The organism is Helicobacter saguini (assembly GCF_000762875.2).
Taxonomy (GTDB): domain Bacteria; phylum Campylobacterota; class Campylobacteria; order Campylobacterales; family Helicobacteraceae; genus Helicobacter_A; species Helicobacter_A saguini.
The window spans coordinates 1-21,031 of sequence record NZ_JRMP02000001.1 but is presented as its reverse complement, the minus strand read 5'-3'; the positions used below and the strand labels follow the sequence as shown (position 1 = coordinate 21,031).

The 21,031-nt window shown below is 31.3% G+C and carries 19 protein-coding genes and 2 pseudogenes; 10 read left to right on the top strand and 11 right to left on the bottom strand.

The genetic code is table 11. The features are described from left to right. The 4 genes and pseudogenes from LS64_RS00100 to LS64_RS00085 form a co-directional block, all read right to left on the bottom strand. Positions 1-739: pseudogene (locus LS64_RS00100) on the bottom strand (IS1595 family transposase). Between the two features lie 414 nt (positions 740-1,153). Continuing rightward, positions 1,154-1,411 (bottom strand): plasmid mobilization protein, encoded by a 258-nt coding sequence (locus tag LS64_RS00095; RefSeq protein ID WP_034570045.1) that lies wholly within the window; start codon positions 1,409-1,411, stop codon positions 1,154-1,156. A gap of 94 nt (positions 1,412-1,505) precedes the next feature. Beyond that, entirely contained in the window at positions 1,506-2,489 is a 984-nt protein-coding gene (locus LS64_RS00090) for a Fic family protein (RefSeq protein WP_034570048.1), read from the bottom strand. 112 nt (positions 2,490-2,601) lie between these two features. Then, complete coding sequence (locus LS64_RS00085) at positions 2,602-3,252, bottom strand: AAA family ATPase (RefSeq protein WP_034570050.1); 651 nt, start codon at positions 3,250-3,252, stop codon at positions 2,602-2,604. 250 nt (positions 3,253-3,502) lie between these two features. Here LS64_RS00085 and LS64_RS00080 point away from each other — a divergent pair, with 250 nt between their 5' ends. The 4 genes from LS64_RS00080 to LS64_RS00065 all read left to right on the top strand — a co-directional run bounded on the left by LS64_RS00080 (position 3,503) and on the right by LS64_RS00065 (position 8,094). Then, positions 3,503-3,928, top strand: a complete 426-nt coding sequence (locus LS64_RS00080) for a glycine-rich domain-containing protein (RefSeq protein ID WP_052062328.1) — start codon at positions 3,503-3,505, stop codon at positions 3,926-3,928. A 226-nt stretch (positions 3,929-4,154) separates the two neighbouring features. Continuing rightward, entirely contained in the window at positions 4,155-4,541 is a 387-nt protein-coding gene (locus LS64_RS00075; protein WP_138127214.1) for a hypothetical protein, read from the top strand. Beyond that, positions 4,528-5,223, top strand: coding sequence for a P-loop NTPase family protein (locus tag LS64_RS00070; protein WP_034570053.1), 696 nt, complete (start codon positions 4,528-4,530; stop codon positions 5,221-5,223). The genes LS64_RS00075 and LS64_RS00070 overlap by 14 nt, the downstream gene beginning before the upstream one ends. Before the next feature lie 30 nt (positions 5,224-5,253). Then, positions 5,254-8,094, top strand: coding sequence for an ATP-binding cassette domain-containing protein (locus LS64_RS00065; RefSeq protein ID WP_034570056.1), 2,841 nt, complete (start codon positions 5,254-5,256; stop codon positions 8,092-8,094). Positions 8,095-8,123: 29 nt separating this feature from the next. Here the strand turns inward: LS64_RS00065 and LS64_RS00060 are convergent, their stop codons facing one another. From LS64_RS00060 to LS64_RS00040, 5 genes are all read right to left on the bottom strand, one after another. Continuing rightward, on the bottom strand, positions 8,124-8,423 hold the full coding sequence (locus LS64_RS00060; protein ID WP_034570059.1) for a hypothetical protein: 300 nt from the start codon (positions 8,421-8,423) through the stop codon (positions 8,124-8,126). Further along, the gene (locus tag LS64_RS00055; RefSeq protein ID WP_052062330.1) at positions 8,424-8,939 is read right to left on the bottom strand and encodes a helix-turn-helix domain-containing protein; all 516 of its coding nucleotides are present in this window, start codon (positions 8,937-8,939) and stop codon (positions 8,424-8,426) included. Between the two features lie 88 nt (positions 8,940-9,027). Continuing rightward, positions 9,028-9,723, bottom strand: coding sequence for a zeta toxin family protein (locus tag LS64_RS00050; protein WP_052062331.1), 696 nt, complete (start codon positions 9,721-9,723; stop codon positions 9,028-9,030). Next, entirely contained in the window at positions 9,717-9,923 is a 207-nt protein-coding gene (locus LS64_RS00045; protein ID WP_034570063.1) for a hypothetical protein, read from the bottom strand. Before LS64_RS00045 ends, LS64_RS00050 begins: the two co-directional genes overlap by 7 nt. Before the next feature lie 125 nt (positions 9,924-10,048). Further along, positions 10,049-10,252 carry a hypothetical protein gene (locus LS64_RS00040; protein ID WP_118949043.1) on the bottom strand — a complete coding sequence of 68 codons (204 nt, stop codon included), beginning with the start codon at positions 10,250-10,252 and terminating at the stop codon, positions 10,049-10,051. Between the two features lie 123 nt (positions 10,253-10,375). Between LS64_RS00040 and LS64_RS00035 the strand changes: the two genes are divergently transcribed. Both LS64_RS00035 and LS64_RS00030 read left to right on the top strand, forming a co-directional pair. Further along, entirely contained in the window at positions 10,376-11,242 is an 867-nt protein-coding gene (locus LS64_RS00035; RefSeq protein ID WP_034570077.1) for a hypothetical protein, read from the top strand. Between the two features lie 148 nt (positions 11,243-11,390). Continuing rightward, positions 11,391-12,821 carry a multidrug effflux MFS transporter gene (locus LS64_RS00030; RefSeq protein ID WP_081948257.1) on the top strand — a complete coding sequence of 477 codons (1,431 nt, stop codon included), beginning with the start codon at positions 11,391-11,393 and terminating at the stop codon, positions 12,819-12,821. Positions 12,822-12,834: 13 nt separating this feature from the next. On the opposite strand, the gene LS64_RS00025 is transcribed toward LS64_RS00030, so the two are convergent. Continuing rightward, positions 12,835-15,276, bottom strand: a complete 2,442-nt coding sequence (locus tag LS64_RS00025) for an LPS-assembly protein LptD (protein ID WP_034570079.1) — start codon at positions 15,274-15,276, stop codon at positions 12,835-12,837. Next, entirely contained in the window at positions 15,260-15,895 is a 636-nt protein-coding gene (locus LS64_RS00020; RefSeq protein ID WP_237416213.1) for an RDD family protein, read from the bottom strand. The genes LS64_RS00025 and LS64_RS00020 overlap by 17 nt, the downstream gene beginning before the upstream one ends. Before the next feature lie 322 nt (positions 15,896-16,217). On the opposite strand from LS64_RS00020, the gene LS64_RS12210 reads away from it, so the two are divergent. From LS64_RS12210 to LS64_RS00005, 4 genes and pseudogenes are all read left to right on the top strand, one after another. Continuing rightward, entirely contained in the window at positions 16,218-16,364 is a 147-nt protein-coding gene (locus LS64_RS12210; RefSeq protein WP_160659262.1) for a hypothetical protein, read from the top strand. 247 nt (positions 16,365-16,611) lie between these two features. After that, positions 16,612-16,908, top strand: coding sequence for a type II toxin-antitoxin system RelB/DinJ family antitoxin (locus LS64_RS00015; protein WP_052062332.1), 297 nt, complete (start codon positions 16,612-16,614; stop codon positions 16,906-16,908). Further along, positions 16,898-17,164 carry a type II toxin-antitoxin system YafQ family toxin gene (locus LS64_RS00010; protein WP_034570082.1) on the top strand — a complete coding sequence of 89 codons (267 nt, stop codon included), beginning with the start codon at positions 16,898-16,900 and terminating at the stop codon, positions 17,162-17,164. The genes LS64_RS00015 and LS64_RS00010 overlap by 11 nt, the downstream gene beginning before the upstream one ends. Before the next feature lie 633 nt (positions 17,165-17,797). After that, a pseudogene (locus LS64_RS00005) lies at positions 17,798-21,031 on the top strand (hypothetical protein); the annotation flags it as partial.

The window sequence follows — 21,031 nt, the reverse complement described above, 5'->3', positions numbered from 1 at the left end:
TCAAGACAACTTAAGCGGATGTTTTCTAATCAATTTTAGTAAAATTTTATACAAATCTTTACCTTCATTTTTCTAAAGAAACTTCGTTTTGACATTATATCTAAATTACTAAAGAAACTTCGTTTTCTGTTTCTTTTAAATGTAGGTAAAAATTTTCTTTTTTTATGCCTTTAAATTTTGCTAAACGATGCTTGGCATAACCCCAAAAATTTTCGATTCCATTGATGTGATTTTTACCATTTGCAAATTCATTTTCACTATGTTTTACACGATAATGAGCTAGCGCTCCATAATCAACCAAAGCGTCATAAGATTTCCACGTATCGCTATAAATTATAGAATCTTTAAGGGCTGAGAATTGCGTTATTATCGGCATTAGCTCGGTCTTGGAGCAATTTTTTACAATCTGCGTATATACTTTTCCATTGCGTTTTAGCATGCCAAATACAGGCGTTTTTTTGCTAGCTCCTCTGCCTTTTTTGCCCTTCACTCTTTTTGGTCCAAAGTAAGATTCATCCACTTCAATTTCGCCTTTTAATTGTGAAATTTTTTCGCATTCTTTTGCCATTAATTTGCGAATTTCTTTGAATATTTTGTTAAGAGAATTTCTAGAAATTTTGCAAATTTTTGCAATTTTTACTGCTTCAATATCAAGACAAAAATGCCACAAAATCTCTCTAAATTTAGCCTCCGAAATTCGTGAACGTATTATAAACCCATTTTTCATCGGTGTAATCATAACTTAAAGCCCCTTTAAAAGAGCTTAAGTTGTCTTGAGCCAAAAATATTAATCTATTCTATTTGTTGTTAAATTTTTACTTAATTTCTATAAATATTTATAATGCTTAATAAAAGGAATTTTCGTAAATTTTTAGCTTTACACAAAAACTTCTCAATTAGTTTACTTGTTTTGCAAAAATTGCAAAATTCTAAAATCGCTTTTAAGGAATATTTGTTATTTTTCTTTGCATTTTCCCTGCTTAAACAATCTTTAATGTCTAGATTATCTTTTGTGCTACGATGTGCTATTGTTATTGCTTGATTATCTTGTGAATAGATTCAAAGCTCTCGCACAAAAATTTCTCTTTTTTAGAATCTATATTGCTTGCATTTTGTATGTTTTGAATGATATTTTCTAGCATTTTAAGCTCTCTTAATTAAAAAGCTTTACTCTAAAATATTCAGCCATTGTTAAATGCTTATCATTTGCTAGTTTTTCTAGCATTTCTAGCTCTTCTTTGGTGCAGTAAAATGTGTAGGTTTTATTGCGTTTATTAGAGCTTTGCTTTCTGCCTCTTTTGCTTTTAGAATCTATTTTAGATTCTATATTATTTACAAAGTCTTTATTAGCTACAACATCCTTAAAAACAGCACTTTTATTTTTATCCATTTTTTTATCCAAAATACCCATTTTTAATTCCTTTAAAACTATTTTTAAATATATTTTAAAATTATATCATAATATTTTTAAATATATGTGTAAATAATTTAATATATATTTAAAATTAGTTTTTTAATATTTTATAATACCCACTTTTTTTAGCTCCTATGCGTTCTATATAGCCTTTAGTAGTTAGATTACTTATAGCTCTATTAATTGTTTTAAGCGATAGATTTAGCTTAGTTGCAATTTCTTTTTGCGTAATATTTGGCTTATTTTTTATAAGCTTTAAAATGGCTTTTTGCGTATTGTTTATTGAGACATTTATTGCGACATTTAATGGGTCATTTTTTAGTTCTTTTATAGCCTTAAGTATAGAATCTAACATATATTCTACAAAGATTTCACTGCTTGCAGATTTATCACTATCACTCAAAGCTTTATAATATTTTTTTTGCGTCTTTTTTATAATCTCTTCTATGGGTAAAAAATAAAAAACTTCATTGTAAATGCCTAAAAGTTTGCTTTGCCACATTCGCCCTATTCGCCCATTGCCATCGCTAAATGGATGGATAAATTCAAATTCATAATGAAAAATGCTAGATTTTATAAGCGCATGCAGCTCACTTTTTTTATACCAAGAAAGCAAATTTTTAATATGAGATTCTATAAAATTAGCTGGTGGTGGCAGGTGAATTAGCTTTTTATCTTTAAAAATCCCCACACTATCTTGCCTAAATTTTCCATTATCCTTAATTAAGCCCTGCATCATTATGGCGTGAGCTTTGAGTAAATCTTTGATACTTAGGGCATTAAAATCCATAATTTTTTCATACGCATTAAAAGCATTTTTTACTTCTAAAATCTCGTTTTTATCGCCTAGCACGGCTTTTCCTTCAATTATTGCACTAACTTGTTGCAAATTTAGCGTGTTATTTTCAATGGCAAGGGTGGCTCTTATGGTTTTAATGCGATTTTTTTTACGCAAATGTGGGGTTAGGATATGCTTATTATTTAGGTTTAGAATCTTTAGATTCTCGCATATTTCTACTACTAGATTTAGAATCTTTGGCGTGATTACAAATGGTGGTGTGTATTTTTCATTCATTTTATATTGCTTTTAAATTAATTTTAAATATATGTAAAATTAATATTTTAATATTATTAAATATATTTTTAGTAAATATAATATTAATTTTATAATTATTTAACATATATTTTTAATTATTTTTATATCTATTTAATAACTCTGTAAAAAAGTTGTTAAATTCATCTTTTGCCTTATTATTTTGGCTCTCACTTATACCTAAACCCTGCGTAGTAGCCATTCTAATAGCTTCTCTATCATATAAAATACTATCCATTAGCTCAATATTTTGCTTACATTTTTGCCTTACAATATTTTGAAATTCACTAATTTTATGCTGGAGTGCTACATTTGTAAAAGCCCTACTAATCACAACAAAGCACTTAGATTCTATATTTTTAGAATCTACATACAAATTTATCATATTATTTAGCACAGCCAAATCATATTGACTAGGATAAGTTGGGATTAAAATAATATCAGCAATGCTTAAGGCTATGCGAGATTCCTTGCTGTCCCTGCCGCCTGTATCAATTACAATGCTATCAAAGCTTTTTATATTTTGCTTTACTATATTTAGCAGATTTTCCCTTTCACTTTTATATGTAAATGCTGGGGCTAGATTTTCACTCTCTCTAATCTTAGTGAAAATCTCTCCACTTTTTTGTGGGTCGCTATCAATAAATAGCACTTTATCCTTGCAATCTTTTAGCTTAATTGCTAAATTTATCGCTAAAGTAGTCTTGCCGCTACCGCCTTTTTCATTCACCACTGCTATTATCATAAAACACCTTTTAAATACATGTTTAATTATTTAATATTGATTAAGAATATATTGTATTAAATTTTTTTATTAATTTATAGTATTTTTTTGTAAATATTACTTATTATAATAACGCAATTTTAAATTTTAAGGATTGAGTTATCTCATCACTAAATGCGTTGAATGGGGTTTTGGCTTAAAAATTTTGCAAATGCTATTGACTCTCTCTCTGGCTATAATTTGGTTTTTATTTTATCTTAAGGAGAAAGATATGTCAGCGAATGAGTTGAATGATGCGTTGGTTAAGAATGGTGTTAGAATTGTATCGCAAGAAAAGATTGATTCTGCTATGAGTAGTATTATTGAGGAAGTTGATTTTAGTAAGATTAATGCAAAATTAGAATCTTATTATAAGTGGGATAAGCAAAAGGTGATGATAGCTAATGATTTATATAAAAAGTTTTTGGCTTTGCATATCTGTTATCCACAATTAACTATTTCACCAAATGAAGTAATAGATGAATATTGGCACATGCACATCTTAGATACATTTGCATATCAAAAGATTGTGAAAAAATCTTTGGTAGATATTTACATCATTATCCGTATTTTGGGTTGGAGGGTGATGCTGATAAGCGAGATGAAGGATTTGAAGTTTCAAAAAAATTATTTGAATTGCATTTTGATACGGAATTAATAGGTGAAGCACATCCTTGTAAGCCTAAAACTTGTAAATAGTATTTTTTAAAGCTTGGTTTATAAAGAACATTGATAATGGAAGTGAAGTTGGATTTTCACATATCACAAGTGCATGAACGAATAGGACTAAATGGTAATATACCATTTTATATTGTTATGCTAAAAGATTCTCTTAAGATTCTATAAATAATGACTTCTTAGCTAAAAAAGAGCATTTGTTTAATGTGGTTTATGCGCAAGAAGTCCTTTATACAATCACTGATTTACATTCTCATGCAAGGTTAATTTATGATATATTAGAATCTAATGGTGTATATTTTGCTACCATTGGCTGCCACACTGATAATCCATTTTTTAATGAATGGCGTAGGGAAATTATACGAGAAGAGGAGAGTTATCCTGTTAATGAATATTCGCTTGATTATATAACAGAAATTTTTTCTAGCGTTGGATTTGAAGTGGGGCTTAAAAGACTAAGTGATGAATATTTTTGTATCTACCATCCACGCGTTATAAAAGAATTTGGCTCAATGATGAATCTAGTAAAACATTGCGATGAATATAAAATGCTATTTTGTTTTTATAAGGCTACCCATAATGATAAGAATTAAAAATGCGCATGAAAATAATTTAAAACATATTAGCCTAGATTTACCCCTCCATAAAATAATATGTATCTCGGGTGTAAGCGGTAGTGGCAAATCAAGTCTTATATATGATGTGATAGCAGCGCAATCTAAAAGAATAGAAAAAATAGATAGCAGGAATGCGTCTTTGGCTACTTTTAGCATAAAACCGCAGGTAGATTCCATAGAAAATTTACCATATTGTGAAGTGATAAAGCAGCAGGGCATAAGGGAGAGTATAAGCTCGAGTATTGCTACTATAAGTGGGCTACACGAATTATTGCGTGATGAATTTGTAAAGCAAGGGAATATTATAGGCAAAAGTGGGAACATCATTAAAAAGCCAACACCGCTAGAAATAGTAAAATTTATTGAAACTTATCGCAAAAACATAGAATCTAAATTATATGCGATAGTTTGCTATGATAAAATGGGGACTATAAAAGATGAAATAGCATTGCTTAAAAAACATAATATAAAAGAAGTTTTTTATTTTACTGATAAAAAGAAATTTGCGGCACGAAATATGGCTTATTTAGAAAAGCTAGATTATGATTTACATAATATTCTTGTGAGAGTCAATAATATTAAAGATATTGAAAAATATAGCGCTTTAGCATTAGATGGCTTTTTGTTTAGAAGTGAAAATGAAGAGATTGATTTTTAGAGGGATTTTATAGATTTAAGCGATGGCAGATTGTATCAAGCGCCAAGCCAACAATTATTAAGCTTTAATTCAACATCTAAAGATTCTGGAAAATGCGATAATTGCAATGGGCATGGCATTGTGGAAAATATTTATGAAAATGCACTTTTTACCAACAAAAGCCTCTCTAGTATAGATTGCGTGAATCTTAAGTTTGATGAAAAGGGCGGATATTACAAATATATTTTTTTGCCGCATGGTGATGTTGTGCGTGAATGCAAAAAAGCTAATATAGATATTACTAAAAGCTATTTTGAGATTACAAAAGATGCGCAAGATTTTGTTAAGGAAATATTTTTTACAAGAATGATAAAACATAAAAATAAAGATTCTATATCTATATTTTGGCACACAGAAATTTGCCCTATTTGCAATGGAACTAGATTAAACTATAAGGCAAATGCAATAAAATTATTTGATAAAAATATTAGTGAGATGTTGAATCTAAGCGTAGATGAAGCCTTAGTATTTTTAAAAGATAAGCCTTTGCATCATAAAAAAATATTAGATATTTTAGAATCTTTAAAGCTTGCAACGCTAGGATATTTAACATTAAATAGAACTCTTACAACCTTGAGCGGTGGGGAATCGCAGCGACTAAAACTAAGTCTAATTTTACATAGTAAATACAATGATTTATTATATATCCTAGATGAGCCATCAAGTGGATTGCATCCATATAATAACATGCAGATTTTTAGCATCATATCACAAATAGCAAAGCAAAAGAATACAATTTTAATAAGTGAGCATAATGAATTTTATAAACAACATAGCGACTTATTTATAGAGCTTGGTAAAGGTAGCGGTATAAATGGTGGCGAAATAATACATTGTGGCAAATACAATAAAAAAGATAATTCATTGAATATTAAATATAGAGAATCTAAAGATATTGATTTAAAACAAGCAATTTCTTTAAAGAATGTAACTTGTAATAATATTAAAGATGAAGATTTTATTTTTCCGCTAAATTGCTTAATAGCTGTAAGTGGCGTTAGCGGCAGTGGGAAGTCTAGTCTTTTAAAGGGAGTATTATTGCCATTATGTGAGCAATATATACAAATAAAAACAATAAATACTGATTTAGCACAAAAAGTAGAGAATCTAGATTCTATAAACAATATTGCTTACTTAGGGCAGGAGCAAATACATTCTAATAGCAGGAGCATAGTGGCTACTTATCTTGGGATCTTTGATCGCATTAGAGATTTATATGCTAGTTTGGATAAATCATTAGATAGTGGCTATTTTAGTTTTAACTCTAAAGTAGGTCAATGTGAATCCTGTGCTGGAAGTGGCAGTGTAGATGAGAATATTTGCCCTATATGTATGGGTAGTGGATATAAAAATATCGTGCTGTCAATTAAATATAATAATTTAAATATTCTTGAGTTTTTAGAAACAGAGTTGAGTATTATTAAGAAAATATTTAATGATTCTAAATTATCCTTAGTCATTGATACGCTTGATAGATTAGGATTATCATATTTGAGCTTTGGCAGAAGAGTTGATAGCTTAAGTGGTGGGGAGTCTCAACGATTGCGCCTAGCTAAACAAATGCTAAGCAATGAAAAAAATATCAAAAAGGGTAATTTTATCTTCATATTAGATGAGCCAAGCAAGGGGCTAGATTCTATAAGCATACAAAAGCTTTATAATTTATTTGATGATATTATCTCGCACAATAATACAATTATTGTCATAGAGCATAATTTAAATGTAATAAGAAATGCTGATTTCATCATAGATATAGGTGTAGGCGCTGGTGCAAATGGTGGTAAAAATATATTTAGTGGGTGCTGGGAAGATTTTTTGCATTGCAAAGATTCTATAACCGCACAATTTATAAATGGCAAGATAGAATCTAAAATTACAAATATTACAAACAATAACAATCTAACTTCAAGGCAGTATAATTTTGATGTCTCCAAATATCCATTTAATAAATTTTTATTAAATGATAAGCATTTTAGCATAGAACAGGATTTTACGGCTAACTATGAAATAGAATCTAGAAAGAACTATCTTTATTTTAAATCCTTTGATGAATTGCTTAAATATGGCTCACAAATAGATAAGAAAAATTTCTACTTTAATCCTTTAATAGAATTTTTATATAAATTTGAAAAAGTCCCTGCAAGCATAAAAACTAAGATTCTAAAAAAGCATAAAAATATTTTAGATTCTAAAGATGATTGGCACTGCATTATTCCAGCTAAAAGCTTGCTTGAAGCGTATCAAAAAGGATTAGGCATTGTTTATGTACTAAATAACAATAATATAGAATCTATTTTATCCACTAGATTTATATCTTTGGAGCAAAAAATTATTGGCGCGCCAATTATTAATCCTAAAACTTTTAGTCTTTATTTTAATCGCTGCGAATATTGCGATGGTGCTGCTAAACTTGATGTTTATGATAAAAACTTAATTATACAGGATACATCTAAAAGCATATTAGATTCTAATTTCTTAAAATTTAAGCTTAATTTAAAATTAAAGACAATTATTTCTAAATTTAAAAGCGAAGGGCTTTTTGATTTTACGCAAAGCTTTGATAGTTTAAATAATAAAGAGCAGAACATATTTTTATATGGATTTATAGAGTATGAATTTTTAAAACCAAATGGCAGAATAAATGCTAAAGGTGATTATATACGCTGGGAAGGGCTATATACTTACATTTATTACCATTTAGATTTTATACAAAATGCACGAGAAATTATAGATTCTAAGCATAAGATAGATTGCCCCTTTTGTGCTAAGGGATTAAAAAAAGAATTGCAGTTTTATGGATATAATGGCAAAAGCATTGTAGATTATTATTGATTTTATATGCTTCTGCAATCGCTCTCTTTCTAATAATTTTTTAGTTGTTCTATGCTAAATTGCAAGATTCTTTCCGCTTCCAATCGTCCATTATCGGTAGTAAAAACATAAGTTTTGTCTTTTGTTCTAGCGATAACTTTTGGATAAATAGAGACAAGTATATTTTCTTGTTGAATTTCACATTTTTCCGCAACTTTGTTGCCATAATAGTTGATTTTATCTTCTATAGTATCTTTCCATTCTTTTATATCATTTGGCGTAAAAGCATTATTTGTAATCCATATACGGATAAGATGTAGTGCTAAAAATTTTTCAATATACTCATTCATCTAAACTCCTTTGTTGTAATTTAGTTGCTGATTTATTTTTAGATGATTTTCATCTTTATATATCTCATTAAGACAATACTGAAACACGTCGCCTATCACCATGCGACCATTTTGCTCGTAACAAGGCATATTTAAAATTGAAACAAATGGAGCATAAGATTGCATAAAGTTTTGCTGCGATTTCATTTTATAATATTGATTTGCATATTTTAAAACTATATCTTCACTTTCGCTTTCATTATAAAGAATTGCATAGTTATGTTGAGCAAATATATTAGCAAATCTTTCGGCTGTTGCTAATATTATGGAAGGCTGAACATGAAAAGCATAATTGCAAACACGATATAATGTTTCTAATACAAGTGGGCTTTTGCCATTCTCTATTTTATTCCAAGCACTTGCTTGCTTGTTGCAAATATCGGCTAAAGTTGCCTGATGTATATTGCGTTCTAGGCGTAATTCTTTTAATACAATTACAAGAATTGTATTAAAATTTACATTTAAATTTTCATTCATAAATATTTTCCTTATAATTAAATTTAAAGAATTATAATATAATAATTTTAAAAAATCAAGGAATATTGATATTCCTATTAGGAATATTTTAAATTATTTTATCATTAATAATTTTTTCTAATTTTTCAATATCTAAATTAGAATCTAAAGTAGAATCAAAGAATTTTTCTATTTTAAGTCCAGCGATGTCGTTGCGAATAAAGATTTTAAGACTATCAGTAAAGCCACTTAAATAAACTTCATTTATATTTTTGGCAAGATTCTCACACACAATATCGTGTTTATCTTTCGGTGTATAGCGAGCTTCATTTGGCATTATATTACGCATTTTTTCATATCTCTCATTGCAAGACGTAGAGCTTATAGATTTATTGCAAGTTTGTATTAGTATATGCGTTTTATAGCCATTATCTTTAAAAAGTTTTAAGGTTTTAATGGGTGTCTCACTCGTCCTAAAAGTGCCTTCAATTACGATATTAAATCTGCCATTTATAGCTTTTTGCAAAATAGATTCTGTCATTTTAGCAGCAAAGTCTGCGGTTTTATTTACAGAGTCTTTCCCATATTTTTCTTGCAACTCTGCATATTGTGGATGATAGCGTCTATAATCATCGCCATTTATCACTATTACATTGTCCTGCAGTTGATTTTTGATTTTTTCTATTAAGCTAGATTTACCAGCACCAGGTTGTCCGCCTAGCACGAAACCTTGTGGATTATCTTGTGGTGTTTGATTTTTATAAACATCATGCCAAATTTTCTCTATAATTTCACTATTTAGCATAAGTTTGCACTTTCTAAAGAAATTTGCTTAATCTTTGCGATAGAATCTTTATAATCAATATCTTTACAATTAGTTTTGTATAAAAATTCTCTAATATCTTTTAAAGATTCCATAATTTCTAATTGATTATTTATATTTGCTTTAGCAATTTTACTTGCTACATATTCTAACAATACATCTTTTTCCATTAAAGTTGCCATATTTTTCCTTTATTTTAGAATCTAAACATTATTATAACATATTTTTTTTAAATATTTATAAAATATTTTACATATATGTAAAATTAATTATAAATTAATATTAAATATATTTTAAAATATTTTAATCACCTTTTTAAATTAATATTTTCCCTATTTTTTCGCATCATTTCTATAATATTTTTAAAATCCAAATTCGTAATTTTCTTATCTGCGATTTGTAAATAAGGGTCGCCACTGCCATAATGAAACTTTACAACTTCCACTTTAAAAAGCTTTTTAAGATTAGATTCTAAGCTTTTATCATTTGTGGCAGTTTTTTTATTTCGCAAGATTTTGTCCTTGTGTTAATTTTAAAGGCTAAATTGTAGCTTAAAAACTTTATAAATCTTAAATATTTTAGATTAAAATGTATGTTTTGAAATATTTAAGGGCTTTTTAAGGGAATGTGGAAAATGTTAAAAAAGTTATTAATTTTGATACTTTTTAGCTTTTTAGTTATGGGTGATTTAGAATCTAAAATTATAGAATCTAAAGTCAAAACTACAAATGCAAGTGAATTTTTAGATAGAGAAAGTTGCGAAAATCATAACTTGGATATTGAAATTTGCGACTTTATCCGCACGATGTATAGCGGATTGAATCTAGATTCTATTTATATGGATAGCACGGGCTTTACTCGCGACAACCCTAATTTCACAAAAAATAGACTTAAAAATCCTTTTTTTGTAAGCTTACTAACTAGCGCGTGTGAGCGTTTTGATGCTTTGAGTGATAAAAATTTGCAATATATTATGCAGCAAAATTTCGTGTTTAATGATATTTACACAGGGCAGGAGAGAGCATTGCTTCCAAATGTCGATGTTAGCACACTTAGAGGCTATTTTAAGGTGTCTTGCGATGATATAAAAAGTGATATTGCCGATATTGAAAAGAAAAAAACTATTGCGTTAAATACGCTAATGGATTCTATATTTGCAAGTGAGAAAAGGTCGCAGGCAAAATATGATAAAAATGTGGAGTGGGTGTTTAAAAGCACTTGTGAAAAAAAACGTGTGAGTGCGGCTGTATGCGAGTTTGCGAATGTGTGGTGGAATTTTTCGCGGCTAAATGAGAGTGATATGAGTATGGGCGATGATGTTATTAAGCTATTTTTAAGCTTTAGTAAAGATGGCTGTGAAGTTTCAAAAAAGCTAACAAAACAGGATAAAAAGTTCATTTTGAAATTAAATCTAGATTATAATGGCGCAAATTTAAGCCAAGATGAGCAGTTCTTTTTAATGTGTGATTTTTATGAAAAATCAAAAGGTTTAGTTGAATAGTTTATTATAAATTTTATAAGGAGTTAAGGTGGAAAATTCTAAAAATAATAATATTTTAGGAAATACAGAATCTAATTCAAAAAGTTCTAATATTTATAATAAAATGGATTCTAAAATTCACTCACAAGATTCTAAAAATGCTAAAGTTATGGAATCTAGAGCTTTAGATTCTAAAATTCACGTGCAAGATTCTATAAAAGATTCTAAAGTAGATTCTATAAAAGGCTTTGCAAAATTTCGCCTAATTTTTATTTTGGCATTTCTATCCGCCATCGCCCCGCTATCCACTGATATGTATCTGCCCGCACTCCCAAATGTCGCTAAAAGCTTTGCAGTCGATGACTTTTACGCCCAGCTAAGCCTTGCAAGTTTCTTCACAGCCTTTGCTTTTGGGCAGCTGCTTTATGGTCCATTGAGTGACATTTTTGGGCGTAAAAAGCCCTTGTATGTGGGCTTGGCGTTGTTTATTCTCTCAAGTGTTGGCTGCGTGCTGGTGGATTCGATACATTTGTTTATTGCGCTTCGGTTTTTTGAGGCACTCGGCGGCTACTCTGGCGTGGTGATTGCTAGGGCTATTGTGAATGATAGGTTTGAGGTAAAGGATGCTGTGGGCGTTTTTGCGCTTATGATGGTTGTTTCTTCGTTAGCGCCGATGTTATCGCCCTCTTTTGGCTCGATTTTGCTAAAGTTTTTTTCATGGCATAGCATTTTTGCTACACTCTTTATTTTGGGAGTTGTTCTTTTTTTTCTTGTGATGTTTTATTTGCCAGATTCTAAAAATTTCACTAAAGATTCTAAAGATTCTATAGAATCTAAACGTAATCTTAACAAATTAGATTCTAAAGATTCTAGCCAAATTCACCACGCACAAGATTCTATAGAATCTAATATCCTATCGCCCACTCACCACCCTACTACGAAGCCCCATTTTAACGCCTTTGCGACCTATCTTAGAATCTTAAAAGACAAAACTTTTATGATTTATATCATTTCTGGCGCACTTGCGATGGCGGCGATGTTTGCGTATATCACGGGCTCTAGCTTTGTTTTTATCAACATTTTTCATCTTAGTAGCGAGGGTTACGCGTTAATTTTTGCGATGAATGCGTGCGGATTTATCGTGTGTGCGAATGTGAATGCGCGGCTTGTAAAGAGTATTGATTGCGTGAAAATCATTAATGTCGCGTTTATTTTGATGTGTATTTTTAGCGTGATTCTCGCACTTGTTGGCATTTTGAGTAATAATGTGGTTGCAGATTCTAAGGATTTAAGCTTTATTGATTTTTTTAGTTTCAAAGCAGGCGTAAAGTTCGTATTTTTTGAACTTATGTTACTTTGCACCTTATCAATGTTAGGCTTTTTGCTCCCAAATATTACGACTTTAGCAATGGCTCGTTACAAGGATGTTAGCGGTTCGGCTTCCGCCCTACTTGGAGCTACACAATTTGGCTTAGCAGGGCTTACTAGCTTTTTAGTAGGAGCGCTAAATGCAAACACGACTATGCTTTTAGGCTGCGTGATGTGCGGCTGCGTTCTTTGCGGCACTTTTCTTTATTTTTTTGGAAAAGATTCTAAATGATAGAATCTATTAATTAATTTTGCTCCATTCTTGGGCGGAGGCGGTATGTGTAGTTGAATGTCGTTAGTGGGACGAATTTAAATTCCGCTCGCACATAGATATTATCAATTACATTTATTGTGCTGCCTTGCGCTAATATCGGTGTGCGGTTGCTCCCAGCCTTTATACCGATACCAAAGCACTTTATATCTTTATAGATTCCAAAGCCTAGATTAATAATATTATTTGTCCTAAAATCATAGCTAATATCCCCTACTATGCCAAAGTAGCCTAAATCGCCCTTAAACGCAGCATTTAGATAATTTGTCGCATCTACACTTGTAAATGCCAAAGTAACCGGGTCAAATTTCCACAACGCATCATCCCTTTTTAAATAATATGAAATAGATGCGACATACGAATCTTTCATATAGCTCGCACTAAAGGCAAGTTCAGTCACATTATTATAAAACCATGAGTAAAAAAAACTAGCACTTAGATTCAAACCTGCAATAGGCGAAGTGCCGATTTTATTCTCCATAGGAATTTTTAATGGGCTTTGTGAATCACTAAAATTAAAGCTTTGCGTTAATCGCCAGTAAAATAGCTCATTCCCACGTGAGCTATAAAAATAATTTGACATATTTATATCAAGACGTCTTGCACCACGCACTAGGTTAGTAAAGATTGTCGGGTCCCAAATATCTGCGCCATTTTGTATCCGCTCTAACACGCTTGTGCTTAAGTTGCCAAAAGATTCTATAACTTGTGGTCGCACAATGCCATTTGAGAAAAAGGCTCTATCAAAAGGCGAGTTAAACGTCATATTAAACTGCAGCGAGTGAAAAAACTTATTATACCGCCGTCCTATATCGCTATTCAAAGACAGGCGATAACTAAGATTAGCATAGTTTCCAAAGTCTTCATTACCCATTCTAGTAGGATTTGTCGGTGTGTTATATACCAAAGTGTTATCATTATCCATAGCGATTATGCTACCAGCGTTTGCATTTAGCCACGCCCCGATTGAAAAGTATTTGTTTAAAAAGGGCAGCTGAAAGCCAATAGGCAAATTTATCTCATTTAAAGCGTAGCCATAGCCCTGTTTTCGCAGACCATTTTTTAGCTGATAGTCAAAGGCGTAAAGTAGCTCTTTTATAAAAAGATTGCCCATATATTTGTGATATTGAAAATTTGGGACATTGTGCATTGTAGTCGCATTTGTCGCATCATATAGATTCAAATAATATCTTAAACTTAAGCCTACATAATGATTATTAGTCTGTGCGTAAAAATTAGCGCGAGAAATATAATGCGTAGTATTTAGAAAATATCGCACGTCATCTAAACGCAAATAGTCAATATCATTCATATATGCTACGTCAAAATACATTCCATTATCTATTTTAGTTTTCGCTCCAAAATATTTTTGTATCACATTTCGTTTTGAGTGTTTAAAATCAAAGCCATAAATGTGCTGATTTAACGCGTTAAGATTACTCATATATGAATCAAAATTGTAGAAATATTTAAAATGCATTAAATATTTATCATTGCTAGAATCTACTGCACGAAACTCAAAATTAGCCCCAACGCCTTTACTCGTTCGCACTTGTGGAGAAATTGTCATATCCCAAAAGTTTTGCAAGGCTAAATAATAAGGCTGAATATATGTAAAGCCATCTGTGCCGCTTGTGCCAAATGTTGGGTAAAGTAGTCCGCTTGTCCTTTCATTTATCATAGAAAATTGCAAATATGGTGAGTAAAATACAGGAATATCGCCTACGTAAATTCGTGGATTCCATAACGCTAAAGTCTTAGAATCTTGTTTATAATATCCGCTACTTGCATTAATACGCCACGCTGGACTAACATAGCTGCAACCGCTAACCATAGAATCTGCAAAGCGATAAGTATTTCTTTGCTGGCTAGCAGATTCTGCTGTAGTCCAAATACCTGTCTTTGTATCTTGGATATAAAAGGGGCGGATTATTCCATAGTTGATATTTAGATAGATTGTGGCTTGATTTGTAAAAACGCTTAGTTCATTGCCTTTGTAGATTCTAACATTGCCCTTAAGTCTAGCTTGTTTCAACGCCGGATTATAAGTTATTTCATCAGCTAAGATATAGGCTTCTTTATTTTTTAATATTGCATTGCCGCTTACTACCATATAGTTATCATAATGCTCGACACTATTGCCTAGTAATTCAAATAGCTTTGTTAAATCATTATCCTTTTTTTCTATGCCGCTTTTTTTCCCTTTTTCTAGCTCTTGCTTTTCTTCTTCGCTTAGGCTCTCTTTTGGCGGATTTATATATTGTATAGAATCTTGCTTTTGCTGCATGGAATCTTGCGTTGTGATTGTAGGGGATTGCTGCAAGATAAAGTTTTGCTCATCGGCATTTAGCGTTACGACTAAGATAAAAAGGATTGATAAGATTCTCACATTAAACTCGCTAATTTGATATAACAATAGTCTTACTCATCCTATCATAAAATGTGCGATTGAATCTATCCACAAACGCTGGGAAAAAGCCTATTAATAAACTTGTGCCAAGGATATATTTTAGCACGCTTCGCTTCATACAAGTATGCAAAGATGGCTTATCAAAATTATATACATTCACAACCTTTATTTTAACAATAATCTGTCCTAAAGATGCACCATAATAATAAAGGAAAATAAAATTATATAAAATATTTAAAAGGGCGCAAACTAAAAGATAGATTAAAACCACATCAATTGCTTCTTTTGCTTCTTTTCTAATGTCGTTTAGAATCTTGGAGTTATCTGGGTTAGAATCTAGATTGCGTGTTGTAGTTAGATTCTGTGAATTATTAGAATCTAATTCCAACTTATTAAGATTTAATAGCGACTCATAAGCCCTTGCGACCTTATCTTGCTGCTCTTGTGAAATAGTAAAAGATAAAATCAGCACAACCAAAATCATATCGATAAAATACGCCCCGATACGCAGCACCACAGGAGCGATTTTAAGATTTTCACGATAAAGGTCATTTTCTATTTTGTCATCATTACTCATATTATTTTGCTGCTTTTTAGAATCTGCCTTAAAATCATTTATATCCATTCACATCGCCTTTAGAATCTAGATTCTATCTTTTAAAAGGGTGGTGGGTGGGCGTTTGGGAATTTGCAAAGCAAAATATAAAATCTAATTTTGCCCTAACCAACCTTTTTGATACAAAATTGAAATTTTAGCTAAAAATTATAGAATCTAAGTAGTTAAGAATTTAAATCCACTTATAAGGCAGGGAAGTAGCTTTAAGGCTACCCCCTTTTGAAAGCTACCTTCTTAGCAAAATACTAAATTTGCAACCAAAGATTACAAATTTTATGTATAATACTTTTCTGGAGCTTTTGTTGTTATGTTTTTTCATAACAAACTCCTTATGAGTTGGATTTTGCCCCTACGCCCCAAAGATTTTATAGAATCTATAGAATCTAAAAAGGTTTCAGGGCTTTTTTATTATACAAATACTCTTTTAAAATCATTAAATACAAATCATAAATCTACCTTACCCACTTTGATAACCTAGATTCTATATTTATTTGAATTTTTAGCAAAAGTCGCAGTTGCAAACTTTTCTTTAATCTTAAAAAAAGGGTGGTTCTTTGGGAATAGATTTAAAAAAAGTTTGCAACTGCGACTTTTGCGTTTTAGATTCTATAGAATCTTAGAATCTAGATTCTATATTTTTTAACCTAATTGTGTAATTTATAGAATCTAGATTCTATATTTTATGGTAAAATACCTTAAATATATTGAATATTAAGGAGAAAATTATGTCAAGTGATATGATAAATGTAACATTTCGTATGAATAAGCAGGATAAAAAGGCTTTTGAGATGATTATTAATTCAATGGGGCTAAATCTTAGCTCGGCTTTTAATGTCTTTGCAAAGGCTGTGATACGCGATAATAGCATACCTTTTACGCTGCGTGGATATGAGATTCCAAATGCTGAGACTTTGCAGTCAATGCGAAATATCGAAAACAATGTCGATGTCGAGGATGTGACAATAGAGCAGCTAATCGCAGAATTTGAGGAAAAGAAAAAAAGGGAAGCAAATGAACATTAAGCGCGAGAAAAGTTTTATTAAGGATTTTAGTAAAACAAAACTTGCCGATTCGCAGTTTGAAAAGCTAATACATTATATAAGTTTGCTAGCAAAAGAGCAGCCCTTGCCACCTGAAAGCCTAGAGCACGCCCTGCATGGCGAGTATGTGGGATATAGGGAGTTTCATATCGGCGGAGATATGCTTGTGATTTATAAGATTATAGATGATACGCTTTATATCTCGCGGCTAGGCACACACGCCCAACTTTTTGAGTGAATGTAGAATCTATTTTTAAATAATGTGAGTGGGCATTTAGTAATGCAAGATTTAAGTTTTTAACACAAACATAAAATCCTAGATTCTATATGATTTTGTAAAAAGAATATGCTTTTAGAAAATCCACTTATAGGGCGAGAAAGTAGCTTTAAGTCTATCTACTTAGCCAAAATACTAAGTCTAACCTAAAAATACTAAATTTTAGATATAACGTTTTGAAGGAACTTTTCTTAATGTGCTTTCTTTTCATAGTAAGCTCCTTGTGAGTTAGATTATGCCCCTACGCCACAAAGACTTATAGAATCTATTTTTGGAATCCTGTCTCTTAGATTCTATATTTTTTGTAAAACATTTTGCTTTTCATTGATTTTTATATATTCAAATCCAACTTTATTTAGCAATTCAACTAGCTCATCTCTATTTTACGATACGTATTTCGTAGCCTTACTTTGAAAGCAAACCAAAAACACAGAATCTAGATTCTTTAAAATGGCTTGTTTATGGAATCTAAGTTATCAAAATGAAATATTTGCATTATTTTTGCATAAAAATTTTAGTTTTTTGAAATTTAATATTGCATTTTTTTTTTTTTTTTGTATTACAATTTTTTACTTTCTTTATGTGGGGGAAAATATGTTTAAGATTTTTAGGAATGTTATAGAATCTAAAATAGATTTTAATATTAAGAAAATTATTGAATTTAGGTTACTTTTATTTTTTTTATTCATTGCTAGTGCTAGTGCGTGGGATGTTAATTGCATAACAAGTCCTACTACAGATGGTTGCACGGCTGATGGTGATTATATACACTTGCCCGGTGTGCCAAATCCTGGTAGCACAGGAGAAACTAATGCTGGTGGTTGGAATACTATTTTTGGTGGTGCTTCAGATTCTAACAATTTAACCACTAAAAATAATGTAAAAATAGAAGTAGTAAGAATACATCAACTAAATGGAACTTCTACTCCTGTGGAGCTAGGCATAAAAGCTGGCGGTAAAATAGAAATAAACAATTTAACAAATAATCATAATTTTGGTATCGTATCAGTTGCATATAATGCTAGATTATTTACTAATGCAGACACATATATAAATAGTATAAATCATATAAATCGCACTGGTGGTAGCCCATTTCTTATAAGAGTTGAAAATGGTAAGAATTTATATGTAGGTAAGACAAACTTTGCCGAAAATGGCTTAAAAGGCTCTGTGGGTAGAATCTTGCTTGAAGGGCATGATGTAACAATAGGTGATGCTAATGGTAGATTCTCACAAGTATTAGATGTAACTGCTAGTGGTAAGCTAAATGTTACAAATATAGGCATTGAGCGATTATCTCAAGCTGACTTTATAGGCTTTGCTGTAGCACCTGAGAGTTATGCTGCATTTAGGAGTGAAGAAGAAGCAAATGTGCAAAATATTATAGGTTTCGCACATTCTCAAATTACAATAGATTCTAAAAAAGATATAAGAGTAGAAAATGCTACATTTTTTAGCCGTGATGAGCAGGGTAACTATTATGCTGATGGTTGTATCACTGATGCTTGTCGTGGATTAATACAACTTAGCTCAAATGGTGGAAATGTCTATATGAAACACTTAGCAGGTGGCACTTCTAATGAGAGTGGTATAGGCGCATATAACAGATTCAAAGTAAAGACTACTAATGGCGGAGACTTTTACGCTGGTAAGATAGAAGCGATGTCTCTTGCTACTGCATTAAATAACGGCTATTTAGACTTAAATGAAGTAGATGGAAATATTTATATAGATGATTTATATATGAGAAATTCTACAATGTATGGTGATAATTTTCATATGAATAATTTAACTATTTGGAAAGGGAATGCTACTACTTCTTTTTGCCCATCGTGGCTACCTGCTGGGTGGTGTAATCCTGATGCTGTCCCTGACCCTGATTCTAAGGGGGCTATATCACGGATTGAAGGTAGCATAGGTAAAAGCTTTATAAATAATCTTAGTTTAAATATAGGCACAAGTAATGGGGCTGATAGAGCACCTTTATGGTTTGATTGTGCTGGTAATGATGGCTGTAATAACAATAGCATATTAAATATAAACTTTGCAAACGCTAGGGCTACATCATATTTAAACGCAGAATCTATAAGAGATATTAACATAGAAGATATACGAATACAAGGAGCAGATGTAAAGCTAGGCAATGCTATCATAAATAACTTAGAATCTACTAGGACACAAGTAGGCTTTGGTAGCGACTTATTTGGTGGTAATACAAGTGTGGTAGCAAATGCACTAAATATTAATGAAACTTTACATATAAAAAATTCTAGCAAATTTGCAGGGTCTATGAAAGTGGATTTAAATAGCACAACAGGACATACTACTACACAAAACTTTGATAATTACTTAAAAGTAGATGTAGATTCTAATACATTAAAACGAATGAATGCAGGGCAGATTCAAGATTCTATAACAAAGGCAGAAAATACAATCACTACTACAAATCATAAAAATCAAAGTGGGACATATATCACTACAAGTGATAATAAACACTATCTTTTACTTCCTGGTATAAGAGATATGAGTGAGCTAAATAACTATAAAAGTGATAATATAACAGCGACAAACGCAGGAAACCTACTAATAGAACAAACAAAAATTGATAAAGGATTCTTAAATAATTATGGAATCATATTAGTAGATAATAGATGTTTAGAATCTACAGGGCAGTGTTTAGGCAATGGTGTAGATGGTGGTAAGCTAGAAATAGTAGGTGGCTTAAAAAGTGGAAATAATATCGATGGTGGATTAAATAACTACAATACGATAGATATAGGAGCAGGTGGTGCGGTAGCGGTAAATGGCAAGGTAAATAACTATGGAACTTTAATGTTTAGGATACAATCTGATTTTAACACTTTTGCGGACAAAATAAATGGCTCAAGAAATGGCTTACTGCAAGTAAATGGCTCTATCACGCTAGATATTAGCCCGGGTAGCACAGGGGCGTTTAAAGCTGATATTACCGATGCTAGAAGTCTAAACTACTTACGATTAAAAGGTGAAGGTCGCCCAAATGGCAATACACAAGCAAGTTATGAGCTAATAAAGGCATCGCCTGGAAGTAATATAACGATAAATTATACTTATACTTATGGTGATTATACTACTACTTTTAATCATAATGGAACTAATGCTAGTATCGCTACCAAAAAAGATTCTAATGGAGCTTGTGATAATGTAAATTGTCAAAGTAACGTAAATGGCGACACAAGCCAAGAAACCAAATGGACGCAAGGCGGGCTTAAAAACCCATGGGATATGGAAAAAAGTGAAGTAGATTCTAATAATGGCGGAAAAGTAGAAAAGCCCTTAGGTGAAAATATGAATAATGATTCTATTTTAGGGCGTCCAAACGATTCTGAGATTAAAATAGAAAAGCCAAGCCAAGCGGATAAATATGCTGATTGTAAGGTGAATGGAAATGATAAATATTGCGGCTTTGGTAATGATAAAAACGCAACAGAGGCTGAACGTGGATATGATTATGCAATAGAGCGAATGAAAAATAGCTTTACTATCACTTATCAAGGGGGCAACATCGATGGCAAATATTTGCAAGTAGAAAAGGTTGTGACCCCGCAAGTTATCGGCTTTAATGTGATAAAAAAGGAGATTTTTAATCCTAGTGGCAGTGAGATTCCATTATGTAACGCTGAATCTAGCAGCTTTGATTGTGTGCTTTATATGGAAGCAGGCGGGAATAATAGCTGGATAAATGCTTTGAAAAAGGAGAGCAAAAATAGCTATAACATTTTAAAAGATTTATTTTATAACGAAAATAGCGAGCTTTTAATGCTTATTCAGCTTGACCAAAGCCTAGCT